The following is a 22,202-nucleotide window of genomic DNA, read 5'->3' as shown; positions in this document are numbered from 1 at the left end:
GAGGTCCATGACGACACCGGCCATGCTGCTTTCGAGGCGCGATCTCGACTTTCTGCTGTATGAGGTGCTCGACGCGGAAAGCCTCAGCAGCCGCCCGCGCTTTGCCGAGCATGGCCGCGAGACGTTTGATAGCGCTCTCGACCTTTCCGCCCAGCTTGCCGCCAACCTGTTCCGGCCGCACAACAAGCTGTCGGACCAGAACGAGCCGCGCTTCGTCAATGGCCGGGTCGAGATGATCCCCGAGGTGAAGGCGGCAATCGGGGCTTACGCGGAAGCCGGCCTCATTGCCGCCACGCAGGATGCAGCGCATGGCGGGATGCAGCTGCCGATGACCATCACGCAGGCCTGCTATGCTTACTTCGATGCGGCCAATGTCAGCACCGCTTCCTACGGGATGCTGACGATCGCCAATGCCAATCTGCTCGCGCGCTACGGGTCGGAGCAGCAGAAGCAGCTTTATCTGCCCGGTCTGCTCAGTGGCCGGTTCCTCGGCACCATGTGCTTGTCCGAAACGCAAGCCGGCTCGTCGCTCGCCGATATCCGCACCATTGCCGATCCACAGCCGGATGGCACCTATCGGATCACCGGTTCCAAGATGTGGATCTCAGCGGGCGATCACGAGCTGAGCGAGAATATCATTCACCTGGTATTGGCGCGGCTGCGTGGTGCCCCGCCCGGTGCGAAGGGCATTTCGCTGTTCGTGGTGCCAAAGCGGCTCGTGGCCGAGGACGGCTCCGTGGGCGCCAGCAACAATGTTGTGCTGGCCGGCCTCAATCACAAAATGGGATTTCGGGGCATCACGAATTGCGTGCTGAATTTCGGCGAAAGCGGCCCCACGATCGGCACCATGGTGGGCGAGCCTAACAAGGGGCTTGCCTATATGTTCCATATGATGAACGAGGCGCGTATCGCCATCGGTCGCTGTGCGACCATGCTCGGCTATACCGGCTATCTCCACGCGCTGGACTATGCCCGTACCCGGTTGCAGGGCCGGCCGCCTGCCGCGAAGGATCCGACCCAGCCTCCAGTGCCCATCATCGCGCATGCGGATGTGCGGCGCATGCTGCTTGCCCAGAAGGCCTATGTGGAGGGCGCACTCGCCCTGATTCTTTCCTGCGCAAGGCTGGTGGATGAACAGACCACGGCGTCATCTGCGCAGGAGCGCACCGGTGCCAACCTCCTGCTCGATGTGCTCACGCCGGTCGCCAAGGCCTGGCCATCCAAATACTGCCTCGCCGCCAATGACTTGGCCATCCAGGTGCATGGCGGTTACGGCTATACGCGCGAATTCGACGTGGAGCAGTTCTACAGGGACAATCGTCTGAACCCGATCCATGAGGGCACCAACGGCATCCAGGCGCTCGACCTGCTCGGCCGCAAGGTGATGATGGATGATGGGGCCGCCTTCCGCCTCATCATCGATCGGATGGGCAAGACGGTACAGCAGGCGGAGGCAAGCGCCAATCCGGATGTCCGCACATGGGGCGTGGAGTTGGCCCGTGCCTTGGATGCGCTGGTTGAAACCACGGCTGTCTTACGGGACGAGACCGATGCCGAACGGCGGCTGGCCAATGCCTCGATCTATCTCGATGTTTTCGGCCATACGGTCATCGCCTGGATGTGGCTCATCCAAGCGATAACTGCCGCGCACCGGTTCAGCAGCGGCGATGCTTCTTCGGCCGACCGCGATTTCTACTCCGGCAAGCTGCGGGCCTGCCAGTATTTCTTCCGGTGGGAGTTGCCGCAGGTGGAGACCGGCCATGCCCTGCTGCGCCGCCGTGATCCCACCTGCCTCGACATGCGCGACAGCTGGTTCTGATCCCCGCCCGCAAGCGGCACAGGTTTCCCCGCGGCCCCCTGGATCACCGGGTCAAGCCCAGTGATGACGCAAGCGGCTGCCCTGCACGCCACTCGTATGCGCAGCAGTTTCGACTTGCGGCCAACAGGGAATGAGCTAAGATTGACCTGTTGTCGGACAGACCGTCAACAAGATGAGGCTCACCCATCATCGTTCGTTGGGAAGACCACTCGCGAGGCGCCAAAAAGAGCGCCCAACCCGGGAGGGAATGAATGAACCGGTTTTCAGTCTCGCGCCGCGGCGTTATCGCGGCTGCGTGCTCTGCTGTCCTTGGCTTGTCCGCCACGCAAGCGCAGGCCGAAGAGAAGCCAATCAAGATTGGCCTCACCACTGATCTTACGGGCATCGCAGCGACTTACGCGAAAGCTCAGGTGGATGCCGTGCAGCTTGCGATCGACGAGATCAACGCAGCCGGCGGCATCAAGGGCCGCAAGCTCGAGCTGCTGGTGCGCGACTCAGCGCTGAAGCCCGAGCTGGGCTCGAGCCTCACCCGCGATCTCATCGTGCGCGAGAAGGTGGATTACCTCATCGGCCCGGATGCGAGCTCGGTTGGTGTTGCCGTCACCAATGTGGCCAAGCAATACAAGAAGGTCGTCGTGATGACGATCCCGAACACGCCGCGCTTGGTGGGCGAGCTGTTCCACCCCTATTTCTTCACGATCGTGCCGAGCGGCACCATGCTGGCGCGTGCGATGGCCGAAGGTATCGGCAAGGACAATCAGAAAATCGCCTTCATCGGCGGCGATTACGAAGCCTCCCACCAGGCGATCAAGTATTTCGGCGATTGGCTGGCCAAGGTCAATCCGAACGCCAAGATCATCAACCAGCAATGGCCCAAGCTCGGCGAGCCGGACTTCACGCCTTATATCACCCAGCTGCTATCGGCCCAGCCGGACATCGTATTCTCCTATCTCTGGGGTGCCGACCTGATCGCCTTCATCAAGCAGGCCAAGCCCTACGGCTTCTTCGAGAAGACGAAGTTCGCGACCCTCCTGTTCCTGGATGACCTCGTCGCGCTCGGCGACGACATGCCCGACGGGATCCTCGGCCAGATGTATGCGCCCCCCTTCGGCACCAAAAGCCCGAAGATGGATGCGTTCATCAAGAAATACCAAGACAAATATGGCAAGTATCCTTCGGACTGGGCCGTGATGGGCTATGACGGCATGATGATCCTGGCCGAGGGCATCAAGACTGCCGAGGACTGGGACTCGGATTCCGTCTCCGAGGCAATCCTCAAGCTCAAGTATGACGGTTTGCAGGGGCCGCTCACCTTCCGGGACGTGGACCATCAGGGCGACGTGCCGTCATTCCTCGGCACCACCGGCAAGGTCGAGGGGCTTCCCTTCAAGGGTCTGGTCAATATTCAGCGGATCGAGGCGGCAACAGTCATGCCGACGCCCGAAGAGATCCTGGCCGACCGCAACAAATGAACCGGTGCCACGGCGCGTCTTACAGGAGATGCGCCGTGACCGCCGTAGGCCAGCGTCATCGCTGACCGAGATCCGACCTTTCGTTTGCGTAGATGTGACCGACCGCGCATGTTGACCGACATCCTCATCCAGCTTCTCAGCGGCGTCAGCCGGGGGATGATCCTGTTCGTGGTCGCGTCAGGCCTGACACTGATCTTCGGTGTGCTGCGGATCGCCAATTTCGCTCACGGCTCTTTCTATATGATGGCCGCCTTCACCGCCTATGCGGTGACCACGGCCTTGGGCGGGTCCGATCTCGGCTTCGTCGCCTCACTTGTCGTTGCGCCGCTGGTGGTGGCCGCCTTCGGGCTCGTCTTCGAATTCTTCCTGCTGCGCCGCATCGCCAAGCGCGAGCATCTCTATCAACTGATCATGACCTTCGCGGCGACGCTCATCATTTCCGATGGGATCAAGATGATCTGGGGCGGCGCCTATCGCTCGGTCGGCTATCCGCCCATGCTCAGCGGCAGCCTCGATATTCTCGGCCGCCCCTTCCCGGCCTATTACCTCCTGGTGATCATTCTGGGCTTGGTCATCGCCGCTGGCCTCAGTTGGATGATCGAGCGCACCCGGTTCGGCCGCACGATCAGTGCCGCGGTGGTCGACCCGGAAATGGTCGGCGCGCTGGGGATAAACGTTCCGCGGCTCTATACGCTCGTGTTCGGCCTGGGAGCCTGGCTCGCCGGCGTCGGCGGCGCTTTGGCAGCGCCCATCGGTTCGGTTTCGCTGGGCATCGACAATTCCATCATCATCGAATCCTTTGCGGTGGTGATTATCGGTGGCAGCGGCAGCATCCCGGGCGCGCTTGCTGCCGCCCTCATCATCGGCATCGTGCAGTCGCTCGGCATCATGGTGGCGCCCAGGCTGGCCATCGCCTTTATCTTCATCGCCCTCTGCGCGGTGCTGCTGCTGCGGCCCCAAGGGTTGCTTGGGAGGCGCGTATGATGGCGGGCGCGACCGGACCGTGGCGGCTGATCGCCACCTTTGCGGGGCTCGCAGTGCTGGCGCTCCTGCCCTGGGTGATCGATGAAAGCAACCTGTTCCTGATGGTGGACGTGCTCATCGCCGTGCTGTTCGCCATGAGCTACAACCTGGTTCTGGGCCAGACGGGGCTGCTCTCCTTCGGGCATGCCGCGTTTTTCGGCGCGGGGGCCTATACGGTGGCGCTCCTGCAGATGCATCTCGATCTGCCGGTGCCGGTGGGCATGGTCGTTGCGCCCTTCGTGGCCGGGCTCTTGGCTCTCGTCATCGGCTTCTTCACGGTGCGGGTCTCCGGCATGTATTTCGCCATGCTGACGCTCGCCTTCTCGCAATTGGTCTTCGCCATCGTCGCCGGCTGGTACTCGTTCACCGGCGGTGACAATGGCGCGCCGGTGATGCCGCCGGACTTCCTGTTCAATACCATCAATCTCTATTACCTGACGCTCGCGGTGGTCACCGCCGGCATTGTCGTCATTCGACTGATCGTTTCATCTCCCTTCGGTGCGGCGCTGGCCGCCATCCGCGAGAACCCGCAACGGGCAAGCTTCGTCGGGCTGAATATCCGGCTCTATCAGCTGGCTGCCTTCACCGTTTCCGGCGCCTTGACCGGGCTGGCCGGCGCCCTGCGCGCCTCCTTTCATCAGATGGCGTTCCCATCGCTGCTGTTCTGGCCGCAATCGGCCGAGCCGGTGCTGATGACCCTGGCGGGCGGCATGCACACCTTCTTTGGACCGGCGGTCGGGGCTGCGATCTTCACTGTGCTCAACTTCTTCGTGGCGAGTTATACGGATTATCCGTTGTTCATCTTCGGGGTGGTGGTGCTGCTCTTGGTGTTGTTCCTGCCGGAGGGCGTGCTCGGCACCATTCTTGGAAAGCATCGTCGCGGCTGGCGCCGGCAGGCTGCCACGAAACCGCCCGAGGTCGTCGCTGCGGCGCCGGCCTCCTCGCCTGAACCCGCCGCCGGTTCCATGCAGACGGTGCAGCGGCCATGAGCGAAGCGGTGCTCGATATTCGCGGGGTCACCAAGACGTTCGGCGGCTTCAAGGCGCTCTCGGATATGAACCTCACCCTGTATAAGGGCGAGATCCTGGCGCTGATCGGCCCGAACGGGGCGGGGAAAAGCACGCTGCTCAATGTGGCCTCCGGCGCGCTGCGACCCACCTCAGGCGATGTCGTCTATAATGGCGCCAGCATCGCGGGGCTTGCTCCGCACCGGCTGGTGCATCTCGGCATTGCCCGCTCATTCCAGATCACGAGCATCTTCCCAAGGCTTACTGCTGCTGAAAATGTGCGGGTGGCGCTCATGGCCCGACGCGGCCTCTGCGCGCGCTTTCTGCAGCCCGCCCGCAATCTGCTTCGGGATGAGGTGCAGCACCTTCTGGAGCAGGTGCGCATGGCGCAGCGCGGCGATCGACTAGCCGGCGAATTGGCCGCCGGCGACCGTAAACGGCTGGAATTCGCGGTGGCGCTGGCGGGCAATCCTTCCGTCGTGCTGCTGGATGAGCCCACTGCCGGTATGAGCGCTGCGGAGCGGGCGCTGGTGGTGGATGTGGTGCGCGATCTCAATGCGCGCTCAGCTGTCAGCCTGCTGTTTACGGAGCACGACATCGACATGGTGTTCGCCCTGGCCCAGCGCATCGCCGTCATGCACCAGGGCAGCAAGATCGCTGAGGGCAATCCCGCCGAGGTGCGCGCCAATCCGCGCGTGCAGGAGGTCTATCTGGGAGAGCACGGCCATGCTTGAGTGCCGCAGCCTCGCCACCTTTTATGACGCAGCACAGATCCTGTTCAATGTCTCGTTCGATCTGCAGAAGGGACGCGCAGCGTGCCTGCTCGGCCGCAACGGAGTGGGCAAGACGACGTGCCTCAAGACCATCATGGGGCTCACTCCACCGGCCGCGGGAAGCGTGACGTTCTGCGGGCGCAACATCACCGGTTTTCCCGCTTATCGCGTGGCACAGCAGGGTATCGGCTATGTGCCAGAGGAGCGGCGGATCTTCCCGGACCTCTCGGTCGAGGACAATCTGCTGATTGCCGAGAAGGACAATCCGGAGGGTATCAAGTGGAACCTGGCCAAAAGCTATGAGGTGTTTCCACCGCTTTATGAATTCCGCAACCGACAGGGCGGCTATCTGAGCGGAGGCCAGCAGCAGATGCTCACCATTGCCCGAACGCTCATGGGACAACCGAGCCTGCTGCTCATCGACGAGCCGACAGAGGGGCTCTCACCCATCGTGGTGCGCACGCTCGAAGAGGCAATCATCGGCCTGAAGCAGGAGGGGCTGACGATGCTGCTTGCCGCGCAGGACATGCATTTCGCCCATCACGTGGCTGATGAGGTACACGTCATGAATCGCGGATCCATCGTCTATAGCGGCACGGTCGACCAGGCGAAGGCGGAGGCCGACAAGGTGCTCGCCCATCTCGCAGTATGAGCACGAAGGGCGCATCCGGAGACGGGCTCGCCGATGTGGTGGTGGTCGGCGGCGGTGGATCCGGGCTCGCGGCAGCGATCTCGGCCGCTGAACAGGGCCGCTCCGTGATTCTGCTGGAGAAGAACCCGCATCTCGGCGGCAGCACGCGCTGGTCGGTCGGCTCGATCACGTCGTCCGGCACGCCGCATCAGAAGAAGCGCGGGATCATCGATGATCCGCAAGCCCATTTCGAAGACTTGGGCAAGCTTGCCGGACCGCTGGCCAATCGGGACAATCTCTCGCTTCGCCGCCTTCTCACGGCGAATGTGCCGCAGACCTTCGCCTGGCTGCGCTCGATGGGCGTCGAGTTCTTCGGCCCGATGGAAGAGCCTCCGCATCGGGTGCCCCGCATGCATAATGTGCTGCCGAACTCGCAGGCGTATATCTTTCACCTGTCACGCCGCGCCCGGAAGCTCAAGATCGATATCCGGCTGCGCACCCAGGCGACCCGCATCGTGCTTGAGAACGGCCGTGCCACAGCCATTGAAGCCTCGACCGAGACCGGTCTCTCCCGGTTTGTCGCGCGCTGCGGCATCGTGCTGGCTGGCGGGGATTATAGCAACAATAGCAGCATGAAGGCGGCGCTCGCCTCGGCTGCGCTCGCCAATGTGCCGGCTGTCAATCCCACCGCAACGGGCGACTGCCAGCGCATGGTGGAAGCAATCGGTGGCGAGATTCTCAATGGGGACTTGGTGCTCGGGCCTGTGCTCCGCTTTGCTCCACCCAAGCGCCGGATGTTCTATCAGAAGATCCCACCGGCAGCTGCACTGACCCGGTTGATGCGCTTCGGGCTGGAAGCGATGCCGCCGGCACTGGTGCGTCCCTTCGTCATGGGCTTCATGACCACCGTGCTCGCGCCGGAGATGAGCCTTTATCGAAACGGCGCCGTGCTGGTAGGGCGCGATGGGCGCAAGCTCGGTCTCGATGGGGTAACGCCCGGGCAAGCGGTGGCGGCAACCGATGACAATACGGCCTTCATCGTGTTCGACGACGCTCTTGCGAAGGCCTATACGGCCTGGCCGAATTTCGTCTCCACCGCGCCGGGTGTCGCCTATGCGTATTTGCCCGATTATCAGCGCACCCGGCCCGATCTTTGCCATCAGGCGAGTGATGTCTCAGGTCTGGCTCACAAGCTCGGCATGCCGGCAGATGCCCTCGGTACCGCATTCAAAACGGTGCCTGCCGGACCCGTGCATGCGCTGGGACCGCTGCATGCCTTCGTGGTGCTGACCGATGGCGGAGTGCGCGTGTCGGACCGGCTGGAGGTCTTGACCCGCACGGGCGAACCGGTCGCTGGCCTGTTCGCTGCCGGCTCCACCGGACAGGGTGGCCTGCTCCTCGAAGGCCATGGCCATCACCTCGGCTGGGCTTTCACATCCGGCCGCATCGCCGGGCGAAACGCGGCGCAATACAGCCCATGACGGAGACACGAGACATGAACCGGCTTGCAGGCAAGGTTGCACTGATCACGGGCGCGGGCTCAGGCATAGGCGCGGCCACGGCCCGGCGTTTCGCCGCCGAGGGCGCCCGTGTGCTTTTGACCGATATCGCTGGCGACAGGGTGCGTGCCGTCGCCGAGGAGATCGGCGATCAGGCGCGCTGGCTGGTGGCCGATCATACGCGCGAGGAGGACTGTCTGGCCGCCGTGCAAAAGGCGATCAAAGCGTTCGGCGCGTTGCATGTCCTACACAACAATGCCGGCGTGCCGCAGCAAGGCGGGGTCGATGCCATCTCAGCGGACGAGTTCCGGCATGTGATCGGCGCCAATCTCGTTGGCCCCTTCCTCATGACAAAAGCCGCCATCCCGCATCTGCGCGCCGTGGCTGAGGCGGGCGCCAATGCCTCCATTCTGTTCACCGGCTCGATCCAGTCGCTGATGGTGCGGCCGGGCTTCACCGCCTATGCCGCCTCCAAGCATGGCATTGGCGGGCTGGTCGGGTCGATCGCGCTGGAATTCGCACCCGTTCCTATCCGGGTGAATGCCCTCTGCCCCGGGCCGATCGATACGCCGCTCATGCGCGAGATCGGCCGGCGATCGGGGGATGAGGAGGCATTCCTCTCGACCTTCCGGGCGGGCATTCCCATGAAGCGGCTGATCGGGCTCGAGGACGTGGCGGCTGCTGCGGTGTTCTTGAGCAGCGATGAGGCTAAGATGATCACCGGCGTGATGCTGCCCATCGATGGCGGCCTGACCGCCCGCTGAACAGTGGGAGATGGAATGCACCCTTTGCCCTGGCTCATCGAGGATCGCGCAGGCAGGCTAGCCGACCGGCCCTTTCTGCGGGTGATCGGCGGGGCCGAGCGGTCTTACGGGGAGATCGAGCACCGCTCGCGCAAGCTGGCCAATGGGCTTAAAGGACTGGGCGTTGGCCATGGCGACCGGGTGCTGGTGATGCTCGGCACGTCGGTGGAATTCATCGAGGCCTGGTTCGCCATCAACCGCCTCGGCGCGGTGTTGGTGCCCATCAATACCGGCTTTGTCGGGGATTATCTCGCCAATATCATCAGTGATGCGGATGCGCGGGTGCTCATCGCCGGGCGCCGCTTCCAGCCAGCCATCGCGGCAATCCTGCCGGAGATACCGGGTTTGCGGGTGCTGGTGGATGTGGATGACGGCGCACCGGCCGTCGCCCTCGACAGCGCCACCATCGAACGCGTCGCCTTCACAGAGCTGATGGCTGGGCCAGAGCGCAGTCTCAACATTGCCGTGACCTCCAAAGATATCGGGGCCATCATCTATACGTCCGGCACCACCGGCCGCTCCAAGGGCGTGCTCATGCCCCATGGCCAGCTCTATATGAACCCGCGCATCTATATCCAGCAGCTAGGCCTTGGTGAGGGCGACGTGCTCTATAGCTGCCTGCCCTTGTTCCACGCCAATGCGCTGCTGCTTGGCGTCTTCGGCGCGCTGCTGCTCGAGAGCCGGGTGGCGCTCAGCCCGCAATTCAGCGCCAGCCGATGGCTGCAGGACATTCGCGACAGCGGCGCCACTGCCACCAATCTCCTGGGTGTCATGGTCGACTTCGTCCTGAAGCAGCCGGAAGGGCCCGCGGACCACGACAATCCCCTGCGCATCGCCACGGCCGTGCCCACCGCGCCCGATCTCGGCCCCGCGTTCGAGGGACGCTTCGGCGTCAAGCTGATCGAACTCTATGGCTCGACCGAGCTCAACTGCCCGTTCTATCACCCGCGCAACGTGGAGCGCCGGCCGAGGAGCTGCGGCAGGCTGGTTTCCGACTGGTACGATTGCCGGCTAGTCGACCCCGAAACCGACGAGGAGGTTCCACCGGGCCAACCCGGCGAGCTGGTGGTGCGCCCTCGCCGGCCGTGGATGATCATGGCCGGCTATCACAACCGGCCGGAGGATACGATCGCCGCCTGGCGTAATCTGTGGTTCCACACCGGTGATGTGATGCGCGAGGACGAGGATGGCTATTTCTATTTCCTCGACCGCGCCAAGGACGCCATTCGCCGCCGGGGCGAGAATATCTCGTCGTTCGAGGTGGAAGAGGTGCTGCGCCGGCACCCGGCGGTACTGGAAGCGGCGGTGGTGGGCATTCCCTCGCCCTTCGACCGGCAAGAGCAGGAGGTGAAGGCCTATGTGGTCTTGCGCCCCGAGGCTACGGCAGGACCCGAGGCTATTGCCCAGCACTGCGCGGCCCGCATGCCGGATTTCGCCAAGCCGCGCTTCATCGAATTTTTGAACGCGCTGCCAAAGACGCCCACCCAGAAGGTGCAAAAGCAGGTGCTGCGCGAGCGCGGCGTAACGCCGGAAACGTGGGTGAGCCCCGATGCGGAGGGCCGCCGCAAGCCAGAGAAGAAGGTGGGCACGGGATGACAATAGCTCATCGAGACCGGACCGCCATGGTTACCGGCGCCACCAGCGGCATCGGCCGGGCAACGGCCGTGGCGCTGCTGGACTCCGGGGCGCGGGTCGTCGCGGTGGGGCGGCAAGTTGACCGCTTGGAAGAGCTGGCCGCGCGGTTCGGCGACCGCCTGCACATCTGCGCTGCGGATCTTTCCCGCGATGGCGAGGCCGCGCGACTGTTGGGAAGGTTGCCTCAGGGATGGATGGTCGACACCCTCATCTATGCTGCCGGCCATGACGCAGGCGGCAATGTGCCATTTCACGAAAGCAAGCTTGCTGATCTGCAGGACAAGCTCGGGGTCAACCTCACCGCCGCCGCGCAGCTCATTCACGCGATGCTGCCCGCCTGGCTTATCCGTGACCAGGGAGATCTCGTGGTGGTGGGCTCGATCGCCGCGCGAGAAGCAGCACCGGGGCTTACGCCTTATGCGCTCACAAAGCACGGGCTGCACGGGCTGATGGCGGGCTTACGCATCGATTACGCCGCCAGCGGCTTGCGCTTTATCGAGATCATTCCCGGCGTGGTGCGCAGCGGCTTTGCCAGTCGCCGCTGGAGTGGCGATGAGGCGCGCGCCGATCAGTTCTATCAACGCTTCGCTGGCTGGCTCACCCCGGAGGATGTGGCCGGCGCGATCCTATGGGCTTTGGCGCAACCAGAGCATGTGAGCAGTGACGAAATCGTGCTGCGCCCGACGCGGAGATAGCATGAGCGCGAGTATTGGCCGCAAAACCGCTCTCGTGGTGGGCGCCTTAGGGATTGTGGGGGAAGCGCTCACCCGGCACCTGTTGAGCCTGGACGACTGGCGGGCCAAAGGCATTTCGCGCAGCGCTCCCGCGGCATCGAGCGGCTGGATCCATGTGCCGCTCGATCTGACCGACGCGGAGGCGTGCCGCGCCGCAGCTGGCGACGCGCTCGCCGATGTCACGCACGTGTTCTACTGCGCCCGCTACAGCAACCCGGATCCACGCGAGGAAGCCCGGGTCAACCGGGCCATGCTCGCCAATGTGCTGCAGCCTCTGGTGCAGCAGGCCGGGGCCCTCGCCCATATCTGCCTGGTGCACGGCACCAAATGGTATGGCAGTCATCTCGGCCCCTACCGAACACCCGCACGCGAGGACGATCCGCGCCATCTCGGGCCGAATTTCTATTACGACCAATATGATGATCTGCTGGCGCTGCAAGCAGATCATGGCGGCTGGAGCTGGTCTACGGTGAGGCCGCATATCGTGTGCTCGAGCAGCGCCGGTTATCCCTTCAATCTCGTCACCCTGCTCGGGGCCTATGGCAGTCTCTGCGCCAGCCGGGGACTGCCCCTCGACTTTCCCGGAAGCGAAGCCTGTTTCCGCTCCATATCTCAGGCAACGGATGCGGGCCTGCTCGCCCGGGCCATGGTCTGGGCCGCGACCACTCCGGCCTGCGCCAATGAGTCGTTCAACATCATCAATGGCGATTACTTCCGCTGGAGCGGCTTATGGCCAAGGCTCGCCGAGTTCTTCGGCGTGCCCCTTGGGATCGTACGGCCCATGAGCCTCACCCGCGCCATGGCCGATGCGGGCCCAGACTGGGAAAGGATCGCAGCCCAGCACGGGCTCGTCGATTATCCGCTCCCCAAGCTCGCCAACTGGTCCTTCGGCGACTTCCTGTTCTCCGCAGGCTGGGATGACATGTCGTCCACCATCAAATCCCGCCGCTGCGGATTCGCCGAGGTCATGGACACGGAAGAGAGCATCCTCCAGGCGCTCGCTGATCTGCGCGCCCGTAAGATCATTCCTTAGAACGGGGCACATCCCGCACTCACGTTATCCACGGCCAGAGGCGAGCGATCCCTTTCGTCAAAAAAGTCTTGCATCGCTCCGCAAACCTTCTGAAGATTGAATCATAAATCAAAAAGAAGGCGACCGCCGTTCTCTTGGGAGGAAACGGATGGATGCAGCTTGGACCGCCGAAGACGAGCAATTCCGGCGCGAAGTGCGGCAGTTCTGCGCCGAGCACCTGCCTGACAGCATTCGCGAGAAGGTTCTGGCAAGCCGGCCCCTCGCGCGCGACGATTACATGCGCTGGCAGGACATTCTGGCCAAGCGCGGCTGGATTGCAGGTTTCTGGCCCAAGGAGTATGGCGGCTGCGGCTGGACACCGACCCAGAGCTACATCTTCCAGGAAGAAACCAGCTATGCGGGTGCGCCGTGGTTGCTACCGTTCGGCGTCAACTATGTGGGCCCTGTGATCTACACGTTCGGCAGCGAGGCGCAGAAGCGGCGTTACCTGCCCGGCATCCTCTCCAACGAGGTGTTCTGGTGCCAGGGCTATTCCGAGCCCAATGCCGGCTCGGATCTTGCCCGGCTCAAAACCCGCGCGGTGCGCGAAGGGGACGTGTATGTGGTGAACGGATCCAAGATCTGGACCACCATGGCGCATTGGGCCGACTGGATCTTCGCACTCGTGCGCACCGATCCGAGCGCGAAACCGCAGGAAGGCATTTCGTTCCTGCTGATCGATCTCAAATCGCCAGGGATTACAATCGAGCCGATCAAGTCGATAGACGGCCTGCACCATTTCAACCAGGTGTTCTTCAGCGATGTGCGCGTGCCGGTCGAGAACCGAGTGGGCGAGGAGAACAAGGGCTGGACCTATGCCAAGTTCCTCTTGGGGCATGAGCGCGTGCTCTCGGCGGAAGTGGGCAAGGCGAAGCGGTGCCTCGAGAGGATCCAGCAGCTTGCACGGGAACGGGGCCTGACGGCCAATGCACGCTATCGCGATCGGATGGCAGGTTTCGAAATCGATGTCCTCGCCCTGGAGTGGACGACGCTTCGCTTGCTCAGCGCTGTGATGGGCGGCCAATCGCCGGGCTATGAAGCCTCCATTCTCAAGCTGCGCGGCTCAACCATCCTGCAGGCCATGTCGGAGTTTGCGGTCGATGTGCTCAGCGCCGATGCCCTTCCCTACCAGCCGGAGCTGATGCTCGACCGGATCAATGTCGCCGATGAAGAGCTGACCGGGACCATGGGGATCGTCACCGAGTTCCTGTTCCAGCGGGCCCCGACAATCTGGGGCGGCAGCAACGAGATCCAGCGCAACATCATCGCCAAGCATGCCTTGGGTCTGTGAGGAGGTGACCCCATGGATCTCAGCCTTACACCCGAACAAAAGCTGCTGCAGGACAGCGTCGCGCGCTTTGCCGCCGAGCACTATGGCAAGCGCAAGCGATCGCCCAGCGCGGATCCATCGGATGGGTTCGACCGTGAGACATGGCGCGAGATTGCGGCATTGGGCTGGCTCGGCGCCGGTCTAGAGGAGCGCAATGGTGGGTTCGGCGGGGGGCCGGTCGAAACCATGGTCATCATGGAAGGCGCAGGCAAAGCACTCATGTCCGAGCCGCTGCTTGCCACCATGGTGATGGCCACGCGGCTCCTGGTGGAAACCGGCCAGAGCGCGGATGACATTGCTCCGCTCCTTGCCGGAGACGAGATCATTACTGCCGCGCTTGCCGATCGGGCAACTGGCACGCTCACGCTGGCGCGTGGTGGGCAGGGCGCAGTCCTCTCGGGCCGTGAGCCGCTCATGCCCTATGGCGATGCGGCAGATCGGTTCATTCTGGCGGCCAAGGCCGAAGAAGCCGGCGAGACGGTTCTCATTTCCTTGCCGGCACAGGCTTCAGGTGTCTCGCGCAAGGGCTTCCGCACCCTCGATGGCTGGCCCGCTGCAGCTCTTGCATTCGAGAACACGCCGGTTTCGGAGGATGAAATTCTTGCGCGGGGCCAGGCGGCAGATCGCGCACAGAGCATTGCCGCAGATCACGCGATTGCCGCCCTCTGCGCGGAAGCTGTCGGCATTGCTCAGGGCCTGTTCGATCGCACTCTCGATTACCTCAAACAACGGGAGCAATTCGGCCAGCCGATCGGACGATTCCAGGCGCTGCAGCACCGGATGGCCGATATGTTCATCGCGCTGGAAGAGGCACGCTCGCTGATGATCATGGCGACAATGGCGCTGACCGGGCCGGAGGGAGACAGCCGCCAGCGAACGCTTTCCGCCGCACGCTTGGGCGTGCTTTCGCGGACATTGCATATCGGCCGGGAAGCCATCCAGCTGCATGGGGGTATGGGCATGACGGAGGAGTTGCCAGTTGGCGCAGGCTTCAGGCGGCTCAAGACACTTGATCTGATTTTCGGCGGCGAGCCGCCACATCTCGAGCGGGTTGCCGCCACGTATCGCCAGTAAGGTTCTGATGTTCAGGGAGGACGCCGTGGATCGCTTCAAGGATTACAAGACGATCTTGTTCAAGCGCGAAGGTCGGATACTCACCGTAACCCTCAATATTCCGGACACGCTCAACGCGGTCAATGCTCAGCTTCATACGGAGTTGTCGCGGCTGTTCATCGACCTCAACGATGATCCGGATTCAGACGTTATCGTGCTCACCGGAGCGGGACGCGCGTTCTGTGCCGGTGGCGACATCGACTGGATGCAAGACGCGATCGATGACCCCAGGAAATTCGAGCAGACCGGCTATGAAGCCAAGCGCATCATCTTCAGTCAGCTCGATATGGAAAAGCCGCTGATCTGCCGGATGAACGGCCATGCAATCGGACTTGGCGCCACCATTGCGCTGACCTGCGACGTCATCATCGCGAGCGAGCGGGCAAAGATCGGCGATCCGCATGTCTCGGTCGGCCTCGTCGCCGGTGATGGCGGCTCGATCCTCTGGCCGCAGATGATCGGGTTCGTCCGCGCGAAAGAATATCTGCTGACGGGCGATCCCATTCCCGCGCCGGAAGCTGCGCGCATGGGGCTCATCAACAGGGCGGTGCCGGAAGAGAAGCTCGACGAGGAAGTCTATGGTCTGGCGCGGCGGCTCGCCTCGGGCGCGCGCAAGGCGATCCGCTGGACGAAGGTGACCACCAATATCGCGCTGAAGCAGCTTGCCCACAGCGTGATGGACACGGGCATCGCTTATGAATCGCTGTCCAATGTTTCCAGGGATCACCAGGAAGCCGTCGCTGCCTTCCGGGAGAAGCGCAAGCCAGAATTCACGGGTGATTGACGCGGAGTACCGAAGTCCCAGACGTTGAGAATACGCGAAAGGCTGCCGCAAGAGCAGCCATAAGGAGGAGGAAATCAGGATGACAAATCTGACCAGGCGACATGTTCTCGCCGGGGTGACCGCGCTCGGTGGCGGCCTGATGCTGCCACTGCCTTACATCAAGCGTGCCAAGGCTCAAGAAAGCTTGACGATCGGCGTGGTCACACCCCTCAGCGGCCCGCAGCAGCTGATCGGCAATTTCGTCAAGGTGGGCGCGGAGATCGGGGCTGATTACGTCAACAAGAATGGCGGCATCGGCGGCCGGCAGGTCAAGCTCGAATTCCGGGACGACCGCGCTAATCCCAATGATGCCAGCGTGGCGGCGCGCGAGCTCGTCGGGCTCGGCGCGAACCTGCAGCTTGGCACGATCTCGAGCGCGGCAGCCCTCGCGATGGGGCCATTGATGCAGAGCGAAGGCGGCGTGGTGATCACCTCGGGCGCCGGCACCGAAAAGATCAATCACGAGAACTATTCGCCGAACGTCTTCCGGGTGGGTGACAATCCCTATATGCGCAATCACGGGCTCGTCCGGCACATCGTCGAGAAGAACCCGGAAATCAGCAGCTGGGGCGGGATCATCCCCGATCACGAATATGGCCGGACCACCTGGGCCGTGTTCGTGGATGCGATGCTCACGATCTATCCCGAGCTCACCGGCAAGCAGCCCGACATCAAGCAGCCGATCCTGGTTCCCTATGGCGCTGGTGATTACAAGACTTTCATCGCTCAGGCCATGCGCTTGCCGGTCGATGGCATCTACACGTCGGTCTATGGGGGCGATGCGGTTACGCTCTACCAGCAGGCCAAGCCCTACGGGTTCTTCGACAAGATCAAGGTGCTGCTGGATTCGGCCAACGAGTTCCTGGTGGCCAAGGCCATGGGCAATCAGGTGCCAAAGCATTGGAGCGGCTTCCATTGGTATTACGAGACCAACAAGGGCAATCCGCTCTCGGATGATCTTTACAATGAATATGTGAAGCGCACGGGCGACAAATATCCGATGGGCTGGGCGGCCGAGGCGCAGGCTGCCATTCTCGCCTACAAGGCGGCGGTGGAGAAGGCCGGCAGCAGCGAGACAGACGCGGTGATCGAGGCGCTCAAGGGCCTTACCTTCGACAGCGCCACGGGCAAGCGCATCATCCGGCCCGAGGACAATCAGGCCATCAAGAATGTGGAGCTGTGCTTCATCGAGCCGAGCGCCGAGGCGGAGTCCGGGTTCGCGGTGACGGATTATGTGCAGGTCGACGGGGCCAAGGTGATCGAGCCGCCCACCCCTGGCGAGCCTTTGCAGCTGAAGGCGCTTTAAGCGGTCCCGCCGACGGGAAGAGGCCTTGTGGCTTCTTCCCTGTTGCCAGACAAGAAGGGTCCTCAATGTTCGACCTCAGTCTGACCGTGTTCAATGGCCTTTCCTGGGGCATGGCCACCTTTCTGGTCGCTGCAGGGCTGACGCTGATCTTCGGCATCCTGCATATCCTGAACTTCGCGCATGGCGCGTTCTTCATGATCGGCGCCTATATCGCCTATAGCCTCATGACGGCGATTGGCGGGAGCGGTGTGTCGGTTCCCGTCTATATCCTGCTGGCGCTCGCCTCAGGCCTGGTGGTCGCGGGGCTCGGGGTTGTGGTCGACCTCCTGATCTTCCGCCGGCTGCGCGGGGTTGATGATGCCTATGTGCTGATCGCGACCTATGCCCTGCTGCTGGCCTGTGTCGGGGCGGTCAAGCTGATCTGGGGGCTCGACTTCCGCAGCGTCATGCCGCCGCCGGCCCTGAACTCGGCCATCATTGCCGGCGATCTCATCATGCCGACCTATACGATGTTCATCATCGCCGCGGGGGTCGTGGTGTTCCTCGCGCTCGAAGCGTTCATGTCATTGACCCGCACCGGCCAGCTCATCCGAGTGGTGGCCATGGATGGCTGGATGGCCAGGGTGCTCGGCATCGACATCAAGCGTATCTATCTCATCACGGTGGTGATCAGCTTCGGGCTCGCCGGGCTTGCGGGCGGCCTGCTTGCGGCCAATCAGAGCCTATCGCCGGAGCTTGGCGGCATCTTCCTGCTGCAAGCCTTCGGGGTTGTCATCGTGGGCGGCATGGGTTCGATCCGGGGGGCATTCCTCGCCTCGATCCTGCTCGGGCTAATCGAGAGCTTCGGCAGCACGCTGGTGCCCGATTATCCCGGCATTTTCTATCTGATTGCGCTCGCGGCCATTCTGCTCATCCGGCCACAAGGGCTCATGGGGCGGGAGGAGCCGGCATGACCGACCATCGCTCACGGCTGCACATCAATCTCGCCATCCTTGCCGTTGGCCTCGCGGCCTTTGCGCTGGTGCCGAGCTTTGCCAATAGCGGCCTCATCTTCCTCGCGGGGATGGTTGCGATCAATGTGGTGTTCGCGCTTTCCTGGAACCTCCTCTTCTCAGGCATCGGGCTCTTGTCGTTCGGACATGCGATGTTCTTCGCGGGCGGGGCCTATACGGTGGCGATGCTTTCACTCAAGCTGCCGGGCATGCCTTTTCTTCTGGCCCTGCTGTGCGGTGCTGCCATTGGTGGCCTGCTCGCCCTCATCTTCGGCTTCGTTGCATTGAGGCGGGCGAGCGGCATCTATTTCGCGATCCTCACGCTGGCCTTCGCCGAGCTCATCCATATCGTGATTACCCGGACGAGCTTTCTTGGCCGCAATGATGGCCTGGTCGGCATCAGGCGGCCGACCATCGATCTCGGCCTGTTCTCGATCAATCTCGCCGGCGGCAACCGGTATTACTACTTCATCATCATCCTGATGGCACTGATCGCCTTGGCGCTGTGGTGCTTGCAGAATTCGGCCGCCGGCCGGCTGATGCAAGCGATCCGGCAGGAGCCGATGCGCGCCGCGTTCCTCGGGATCGACACCCAGAGATGGCGACTTGCAGCCTTCGTCGTATCGGGCTGCGTGGCGGGCCTGTGCGGGGCGGCGCTGGCGCCCTGGGCCGGTATCGTCTCGCCTGAACTTGCCCATTGGTCGGTTTCTACCCAACCGGTTCTCTATGCGTTGCTCGGGGGAACCGGCGTCTTCTGGGGGCCGGCCGTCGGGGCCATCCTGTTCGGTGCGGTGAGCTATCTCACGCGAGGAATTCACGGGGTTGCGGATCTCACTGTGGGAATGCTGCTGCTGGCGGTTGTGCTTGCCATACCCGGCGGCGTGCTCGGCCTCATCTCGCGCTTCGCCGGCGGCCGCGGCGCGGGGGCTGCGCCGGGGCGTGCCCTTCCCTTCACGCGCAAGGTGGAGAAGGCATCATGAGCGCCGAAATCCTGAGGGCAGCAGGGGTCTATAAGGCTTACGGGCCGGTCAAAGTGCTCAAGGACGTGTCCATGACATTGGCGTCCGGTGAAGCGCATGTGGTCATCGGGCCCAATGGCGCGGGCAAAACCACACTTTTCAAGTGCCTCAGCGGGGAATCGAGGGTCGATGCGGGCACGATCACCTTCGAGGCGGCAGATGTGACGGGCCTTGCCGGCTGGCAGCGGGTGCGCCGGGGGATCGGCCGCTCGTTCCAGGTGGCCAAGATCTTCGCGGAGATGACCACCTATGACAATTTGGTGGTGGCGGTCGAGATGCGGGAGAGATTGCAGGGCAGCCAGAGCACGCGCTTCTGGTCAGTCGCGCCGGCGGACGGGGTGCGGCGTGAGGTGGATACACTGATTGCAGATCTCAGCCTTGAAAGCACGGCGGGATCCCCTGCCAAGATCCTCTCGCATGGCGACAAGAAGCGGCTCGAACTCGCCATGAGCCTCGCGCTCAAGCCCAAGCTCCTCATGCTGGATGAGCCGACGGCGGGCATGTCGCCCGCAGACCGCGCAGAGGCCGTGGCGACGATCTCGCGAGTGCGCGAGCGGTATGGGCTGACGCTGCTGCTCACCGAGCATGACATGGAGGTGGTGTTCGGACTGGCGACCCGGCTCACCGTCCTACACCACGGGGAAATCATCGCAAGCGGCGCGCCCGATGCGGTGCGCGCGGATGCGCGCGTCAGGGAGGTTTATCTCGGGCATGGCTGAGCCACTGCTATCGGTAAGCCGCCTCGATGCCTATTATGGCGGCAGCCACGTCATTCAGAATGCGACGCTCACGGTCCAGCCAGGCGAGAGCGTTGCGTTGCTGGGCCGGAATGGCGCTGGAAAGTCCACCCTGCTCAAGAGCCTGCTCGATGCGGGCCCACGGGTTTCCGGTGCGATTACCTTCGATGGCAAGCCGCTCGCCGGTCTGCCCACCGAGAGACGCAGCCGCTTGGGCCTGATGCTGGTGCCCGAGGACCGCCGGATCTATCCGAAGATCACGGTGGCGGAGAATATCGCGCTTGGCCGGTTCGCCCGGGCATCAAAGGGCAGCGAGATGAGCCTCGATGAGATCTGGCGCCTGTTTCCGATGCTCGAGCCCCTCAAAGAGCGGGCAGGCTTTCAGCTCAGCGGCGGCCAGCAGCAGGTGGTGGCCGTGGCACGGGGCGTGTTCGGGTTGCCCAAGCTCCTGCTTTTGGATGAGCCGGTCGAGGGGCTCGCACCGGTGATCGTTGCCGAGATGGCCGACCATCTCGCACGGTTGCGCATGCGAGGTGATCTCTCCTTCCTAATCGCCGAACAGAATTTGAGCTTTGCCCGCCAATGTACGGACCGCCTGTTCCTCATCGACAGCGGCCGCATCGTCTTTGATGGATCCTGGGATGACTTCGATGCAGATCCAAGCCTCAAGGAACGGTATCTCGCCGTCTAGCACGTCCACACAGGCGATGGACGATATCCCCGAATGGACGCTTCGCTTTGCGGAAGGCGAGCGGGAAGCGCGCCGAGCCGCCGGTGAATGGACCGGCGAGACCCTCGGCGAGATGGCCCGGCGGCGCGCGGCAGAAGAGCCCGACCGTCTTGCCGTGATCGGGGAGACAGGCGGCCTCACTTATCGACAGCTGCTCGAGAATGCGACGGCTTTGGCGCGCGGCCTCATCGAAATCGGGTTGCGTCCCGGCGAAACGGTCAGCTTCCAGCTCCCGAACTGGATCGAGGCGCCGGTGATTGATCTTGCCTGCGCGCTGGGCGGCTTCATCATCAATCCGATCATCCCGATCTATCGGGAGGCCGAGCTGAGGTTCATCCTCAATGATTGCCGTTCCCGGCTGCTGTTCATTCCCGAACGCTTCCGCGGGGTGGATTACCCCGAGATGATCACGCGGATCAGGGGGGATATTCCGGGGCTCAAGCATCTCGTCATCGTGCGTGGCGAAGCAGAGGGGGCCCACCGCTTCCAGGACATCCTGAATGCAGGACGAAGCTCAACAAGGCCGCTCCAGGAACGGGATGCGGATGCGGCGAAGTTCATCATGTACACATCCGGCACCACGGGGCAGCCGAAAGGCGTCATCTACAGCCAGAACCAGCAACGACGGCCGCTCTGGGCCAGCATGACCGCCTGGAAGCTCTCGCCGGGAGCAAGATTGCTGATGCCGAGCCCGGTGACCCATGTGACGGGATTTTCCTATGGCATGGAGATGCCGATCCTGCTCGGCACGCAAACCCATTTCATGGAGAAATGGGATGGGTCCACTGCGGTGGACATGATCGACCGGCACAAAATCGAGTTCATGATCGGCGCCACACCGTTCCTCGCCGAGCTCGTGGATGCCGCCGAGAAGAAGGGATCCCGACTCGAAAGCCTAAGGGTGTTTGCCTGCGGTGGCGCGGCTGTGCCGCCCGAGATCGTCCGGCGTGCGAACCGCGCTTTTGCCAATTGCATGAGCTTCCGGGTGTTCGGCAGTTCGGAATGTCCCATGATCAGCCAATGGTGCCGAGGAGATGCGGAACTGGCCGCGACGACCGACGGGGAGGTCTATGATTGGGATGTGAAGCTGGTCGACGCGCAGGGCAATCGGGTACCGCGGGGAGCGGAGGGCGAGATCCTGGCGCGGGGCCCCAGCCTGTTCCGAGGCTATACCAACCCGGACGCCAATCGCGAGGCCTTTGACGAGGAAGGCTATTTTCGCACGGGCGATCTCGGCGTCCTCTCGCCCGACGGCCTCATCACCATCACCGGGCGCAAGAAGGACATCATCATCCGGGGGGGTGAGAATATCAGCGCCAAGCAAATCGAGGATGCGCTGCATGAACATCCGGCGATCAAAGAGGCCGCTGTCGTCGCAATGCCGCATCCCCGCCTTGGTGAAGGCGTATGTGCCTATCTAATCCTAAGTGGGGCTGTTCGTCCGAGTCAGAGCGAGATTGCCGAGCACCTGCGGCAGTACGGTCTCGCCCGACAGAAATGGCCTGAACGGCTGGAATATGTCGAGCAGCTTCCCAAAACCGCATCAGGTAAGGTGCAAAAGCACCTGTTACGCAAGATGATTGCGGACCGCATTGCTTCGGAAGCATCGTCGGCTGCCACCGGTGATTGACCCATCGCGGGCTCACGGGCTGGGGGGGCAGCCAGCGCGTGAGAAGGGACGACA

At 63.1% G+C, this 22,202-nt stretch carries 20 protein-coding genes; all 20 read left to right on the top strand.

What is annotated here, in order from left to right:
* Positions 1-7 precede the first annotated feature (7 nt).
* The 20 genes from RCF49_RS17440 (at position 8) to RCF49_RS17345 (ending at position 22,148) form a co-directional block, all read left to right on the top strand.
* Positions 8-1,819 carry an acyl-CoA dehydrogenase gene (locus RCF49_RS17440; protein WP_342641054.1) on the top strand — a complete coding sequence of 604 codons (1,812 nt, stop codon included), beginning with the start codon at positions 8-10 and terminating at the stop codon, positions 1,817-1,819.
* Positions 1,820-2,070: 251 nt separating this feature from the next.
* Entirely contained in the window at positions 2,071-3,291 is a 1,221-nt protein-coding gene (locus tag RCF49_RS17435; RefSeq protein ID WP_342641053.1) for an ABC transporter substrate-binding protein, read from the top strand.
* 108 nt (positions 3,292-3,399) lie between these two features.
* Positions 3,400-4,275 (top strand): branched-chain amino acid ABC transporter permease, encoded by an 876-nt coding sequence (locus tag RCF49_RS17430; RefSeq protein WP_342641052.1) that lies wholly within the window; start codon positions 3,400-3,402, stop codon positions 4,273-4,275.
* On the top strand, positions 4,272-5,303 hold the full coding sequence (locus tag RCF49_RS17425) for a branched-chain amino acid ABC transporter permease (protein ID WP_342641051.1): 1,032 nt from the start codon (positions 4,272-4,274) through the stop codon (positions 5,301-5,303). Before RCF49_RS17430 ends, RCF49_RS17425 begins: the two co-directional genes overlap by 4 nt.
* Positions 5,300-6,055 carry an ABC transporter ATP-binding protein gene (locus tag RCF49_RS17420; RefSeq protein ID WP_342641050.1) on the top strand — a complete coding sequence of 252 codons (756 nt, stop codon included), beginning with the start codon at positions 5,300-5,302 and terminating at the stop codon, positions 6,053-6,055. The genes RCF49_RS17425 and RCF49_RS17420 overlap by 4 nt, the downstream gene beginning before the upstream one ends.
* Complete coding sequence (locus RCF49_RS17415) at positions 6,048-6,746, top strand: ABC transporter ATP-binding protein (protein WP_342641049.1); 699 nt, start codon at positions 6,048-6,050, stop codon at positions 6,744-6,746. Before RCF49_RS17420 ends, RCF49_RS17415 begins: the two co-directional genes overlap by 8 nt.
* Positions 6,743-8,206, top strand: a complete 1,464-nt coding sequence (locus RCF49_RS17410) for an FAD-dependent oxidoreductase (RefSeq protein ID WP_342641048.1) — start codon at positions 6,743-6,745, stop codon at positions 8,204-8,206. The genes RCF49_RS17415 and RCF49_RS17410 overlap by 4 nt, the downstream gene beginning before the upstream one ends.
* A gap of 14 nt (positions 8,207-8,220) precedes the next feature.
* Positions 8,221-8,988 carry an SDR family NAD(P)-dependent oxidoreductase gene (locus RCF49_RS17405; protein ID WP_342641047.1) on the top strand — a complete coding sequence of 256 codons (768 nt, stop codon included), beginning with the start codon at positions 8,221-8,223 and terminating at the stop codon, positions 8,986-8,988.
* 15 nt (positions 8,989-9,003) lie between these two features.
* Positions 9,004-10,623 (top strand): AMP-binding protein, encoded by a 1,620-nt coding sequence (locus tag RCF49_RS17400; protein ID WP_342641046.1) that lies wholly within the window; start codon positions 9,004-9,006, stop codon positions 10,621-10,623.
* Positions 10,620-11,357 carry an SDR family oxidoreductase gene (locus RCF49_RS17395; protein WP_342641045.1) on the top strand — a complete coding sequence of 246 codons (738 nt, stop codon included), beginning with the start codon at positions 10,620-10,622 and terminating at the stop codon, positions 11,355-11,357. Before RCF49_RS17400 ends, RCF49_RS17395 begins: the two co-directional genes overlap by 4 nt.
* A gap of 1 nt (position 11,358) precedes the next feature.
* The gene (locus RCF49_RS17390) at positions 11,359-12,429 is read left to right on the top strand and encodes an SDR family oxidoreductase (RefSeq protein WP_342641044.1); all 1,071 of its coding nucleotides are present in this window, start codon (positions 11,359-11,361) and stop codon (positions 12,427-12,429) included.
* 148 nt (positions 12,430-12,577) lie between these two features.
* Positions 12,578-13,759 carry an acyl-CoA dehydrogenase family protein gene (locus RCF49_RS17385; protein WP_342641043.1) on the top strand — a complete coding sequence of 394 codons (1,182 nt, stop codon included), beginning with the start codon at positions 12,578-12,580 and terminating at the stop codon, positions 13,757-13,759.
* Between the two features lie 12 nt (positions 13,760-13,771).
* On the top strand, positions 13,772-14,872 hold the full coding sequence (locus tag RCF49_RS17380) for an acyl-CoA dehydrogenase family protein (RefSeq protein WP_342641042.1): 1,101 nt from the start codon (positions 13,772-13,774) through the stop codon (positions 14,870-14,872).
* 25 nt (positions 14,873-14,897) lie between these two features.
* Positions 14,898-15,695, top strand: a complete 798-nt coding sequence (locus tag RCF49_RS17375; RefSeq protein WP_342641041.1) for an enoyl-CoA hydratase/isomerase family protein — start codon at positions 14,898-14,900, stop codon at positions 15,693-15,695.
* A gap of 79 nt (positions 15,696-15,774) precedes the next feature.
* Positions 15,775-17,040 carry an ABC transporter substrate-binding protein gene (locus RCF49_RS17370; protein ID WP_342641040.1) on the top strand — a complete coding sequence of 422 codons (1,266 nt, stop codon included), beginning with the start codon at positions 15,775-15,777 and terminating at the stop codon, positions 17,038-17,040.
* Positions 17,041-17,105: 65 nt separating this feature from the next.
* Complete coding sequence (locus RCF49_RS17365) at positions 17,106-17,993, top strand: branched-chain amino acid ABC transporter permease (RefSeq protein ID WP_342641039.1); 888 nt, start codon at positions 17,106-17,108, stop codon at positions 17,991-17,993.
* Complete coding sequence (locus RCF49_RS17360; protein ID WP_342641038.1) at positions 17,990-19,012, top strand: branched-chain amino acid ABC transporter permease; 1,023 nt, start codon at positions 17,990-17,992, stop codon at positions 19,010-19,012. The genes RCF49_RS17365 and RCF49_RS17360 overlap by 4 nt, the downstream gene beginning before the upstream one ends.
* Entirely contained in the window at positions 19,009-19,770 is a 762-nt protein-coding gene (locus RCF49_RS17355) for an ABC transporter ATP-binding protein (protein ID WP_342641037.1), read from the top strand. The genes RCF49_RS17360 and RCF49_RS17355 overlap by 4 nt, the downstream gene beginning before the upstream one ends.
* Positions 19,763-20,479, top strand: coding sequence for an ABC transporter ATP-binding protein (locus RCF49_RS17350; protein WP_342641036.1), 717 nt, complete (start codon positions 19,763-19,765; stop codon positions 20,477-20,479). The genes RCF49_RS17355 and RCF49_RS17350 overlap by 8 nt, the downstream gene beginning before the upstream one ends.
* Positions 20,439-22,148, top strand: coding sequence for an AMP-binding protein (locus tag RCF49_RS17345; protein WP_342641035.1), 1,710 nt, complete (start codon positions 20,439-20,441; stop codon positions 22,146-22,148). Before RCF49_RS17350 ends, RCF49_RS17345 begins: the two co-directional genes overlap by 41 nt.
* Positions 22,149-22,202 lie beyond the last annotated feature (54 nt).

This window comes from Rhodoligotrophos sp. CJ14, from assembly GCF_038811545.1.
Taxonomy (GTDB): Bacteria; Pseudomonadota; Alphaproteobacteria; order Rhizobiales; family Im1; genus Rhodoligotrophos; species Rhodoligotrophos ferricapiens.
Note: the sequence above shows the minus strand (reverse complement) of the source record. Positions and strands in the feature narration are given on the sequence as shown.

Excerpts from the sequence above, each read along its gene's own strand:
- RCF49_RS17420 (WP_342641050.1), top strand. The coding sequence starts at position 5,300 with ATGAGCGAAGCGGTGCTCGATATTCGCGGGGTCACCAAGACGTTCGGC.
- RCF49_RS17380 (WP_342641042.1), top strand. The coding sequence starts at position 13,772 with ATGGATCTCAGCCTTACACCCGAACAAAAGCTGCTGCAGGACAGCGTC.
- RCF49_RS17370 (WP_342641040.1), top strand. The coding sequence starts at position 15,775 with ATGACAAATCTGACCAGGCGACATGTTCTCGCCGGGGTGACCGCGCTC.
- RCF49_RS17365 (WP_342641039.1), top strand. The coding sequence starts at position 17,106 with ATGTTCGACCTCAGTCTGACCGTGTTCAATGGCCTTTCCTGGGGCATG.
- RCF49_RS17350 (WP_342641036.1), top strand. The coding sequence starts at position 19,763 with ATGGCTGAGCCACTGCTATCGGTAAGCCGCCTCGATGCCTATTATGGC.
- RCF49_RS17410 (WP_342641048.1), top strand. The coding sequence starts at position 6,743 with ATGAGCACGAAGGGCGCATCCGGAGACGGGCTCGCCGATGTGGTGGTG.
- RCF49_RS17385 (WP_342641043.1), top strand. The coding sequence starts at position 12,578 with ATGGATGCAGCTTGGACCGCCGAAGACGAGCAATTCCGGCGCGAAGTG.
- RCF49_RS17415 (WP_342641049.1), top strand. The coding sequence starts at position 6,048 with ATGCTTGAGTGCCGCAGCCTCGCCACCTTTTATGACGCAGCACAGATC.
- RCF49_RS17425 (WP_342641051.1), top strand. The coding sequence starts at position 4,272 with ATGATGGCGGGCGCGACCGGACCGTGGCGGCTGATCGCCACCTTTGCG.
- RCF49_RS17355 (WP_342641037.1), top strand. The coding sequence starts at position 19,009 with ATGAGCGCCGAAATCCTGAGGGCAGCAGGGGTCTATAAGGCTTACGGG.
- RCF49_RS17395 (WP_342641045.1), top strand. The coding sequence starts at position 10,620 with ATGACAATAGCTCATCGAGACCGGACCGCCATGGTTACCGGCGCCACC.
- RCF49_RS17430 (WP_342641052.1), top strand. The coding sequence starts at position 3,400 with ATGTTGACCGACATCCTCATCCAGCTTCTCAGCGGCGTCAGCCGGGGG.
- RCF49_RS17360 (WP_342641038.1), top strand. The coding sequence starts at position 17,990 with ATGACCGACCATCGCTCACGGCTGCACATCAATCTCGCCATCCTTGCC.
- RCF49_RS17390 (WP_342641044.1), top strand. The coding sequence starts at position 11,359 with ATGAGCGCGAGTATTGGCCGCAAAACCGCTCTCGTGGTGGGCGCCTTA.
- RCF49_RS17400 (WP_342641046.1), top strand. The coding sequence starts at position 9,004 with ATGCACCCTTTGCCCTGGCTCATCGAGGATCGCGCAGGCAGGCTAGCC.
- RCF49_RS17345 (WP_342641035.1), top strand. The coding sequence starts at position 20,439 with ATGCAGATCCAAGCCTCAAGGAACGGTATCTCGCCGTCTAGCACGTCC.
- RCF49_RS17440 (WP_342641054.1), top strand. The coding sequence starts at position 8 with ATGACGACACCGGCCATGCTGCTTTCGAGGCGCGATCTCGACTTTCTG.
- RCF49_RS17405 (WP_342641047.1), top strand. The coding sequence starts at position 8,221 with ATGAACCGGCTTGCAGGCAAGGTTGCACTGATCACGGGCGCGGGCTCA.
- RCF49_RS17435 (WP_342641053.1), top strand. The coding sequence starts at position 2,071 with ATGAACCGGTTTTCAGTCTCGCGCCGCGGCGTTATCGCGGCTGCGTGC.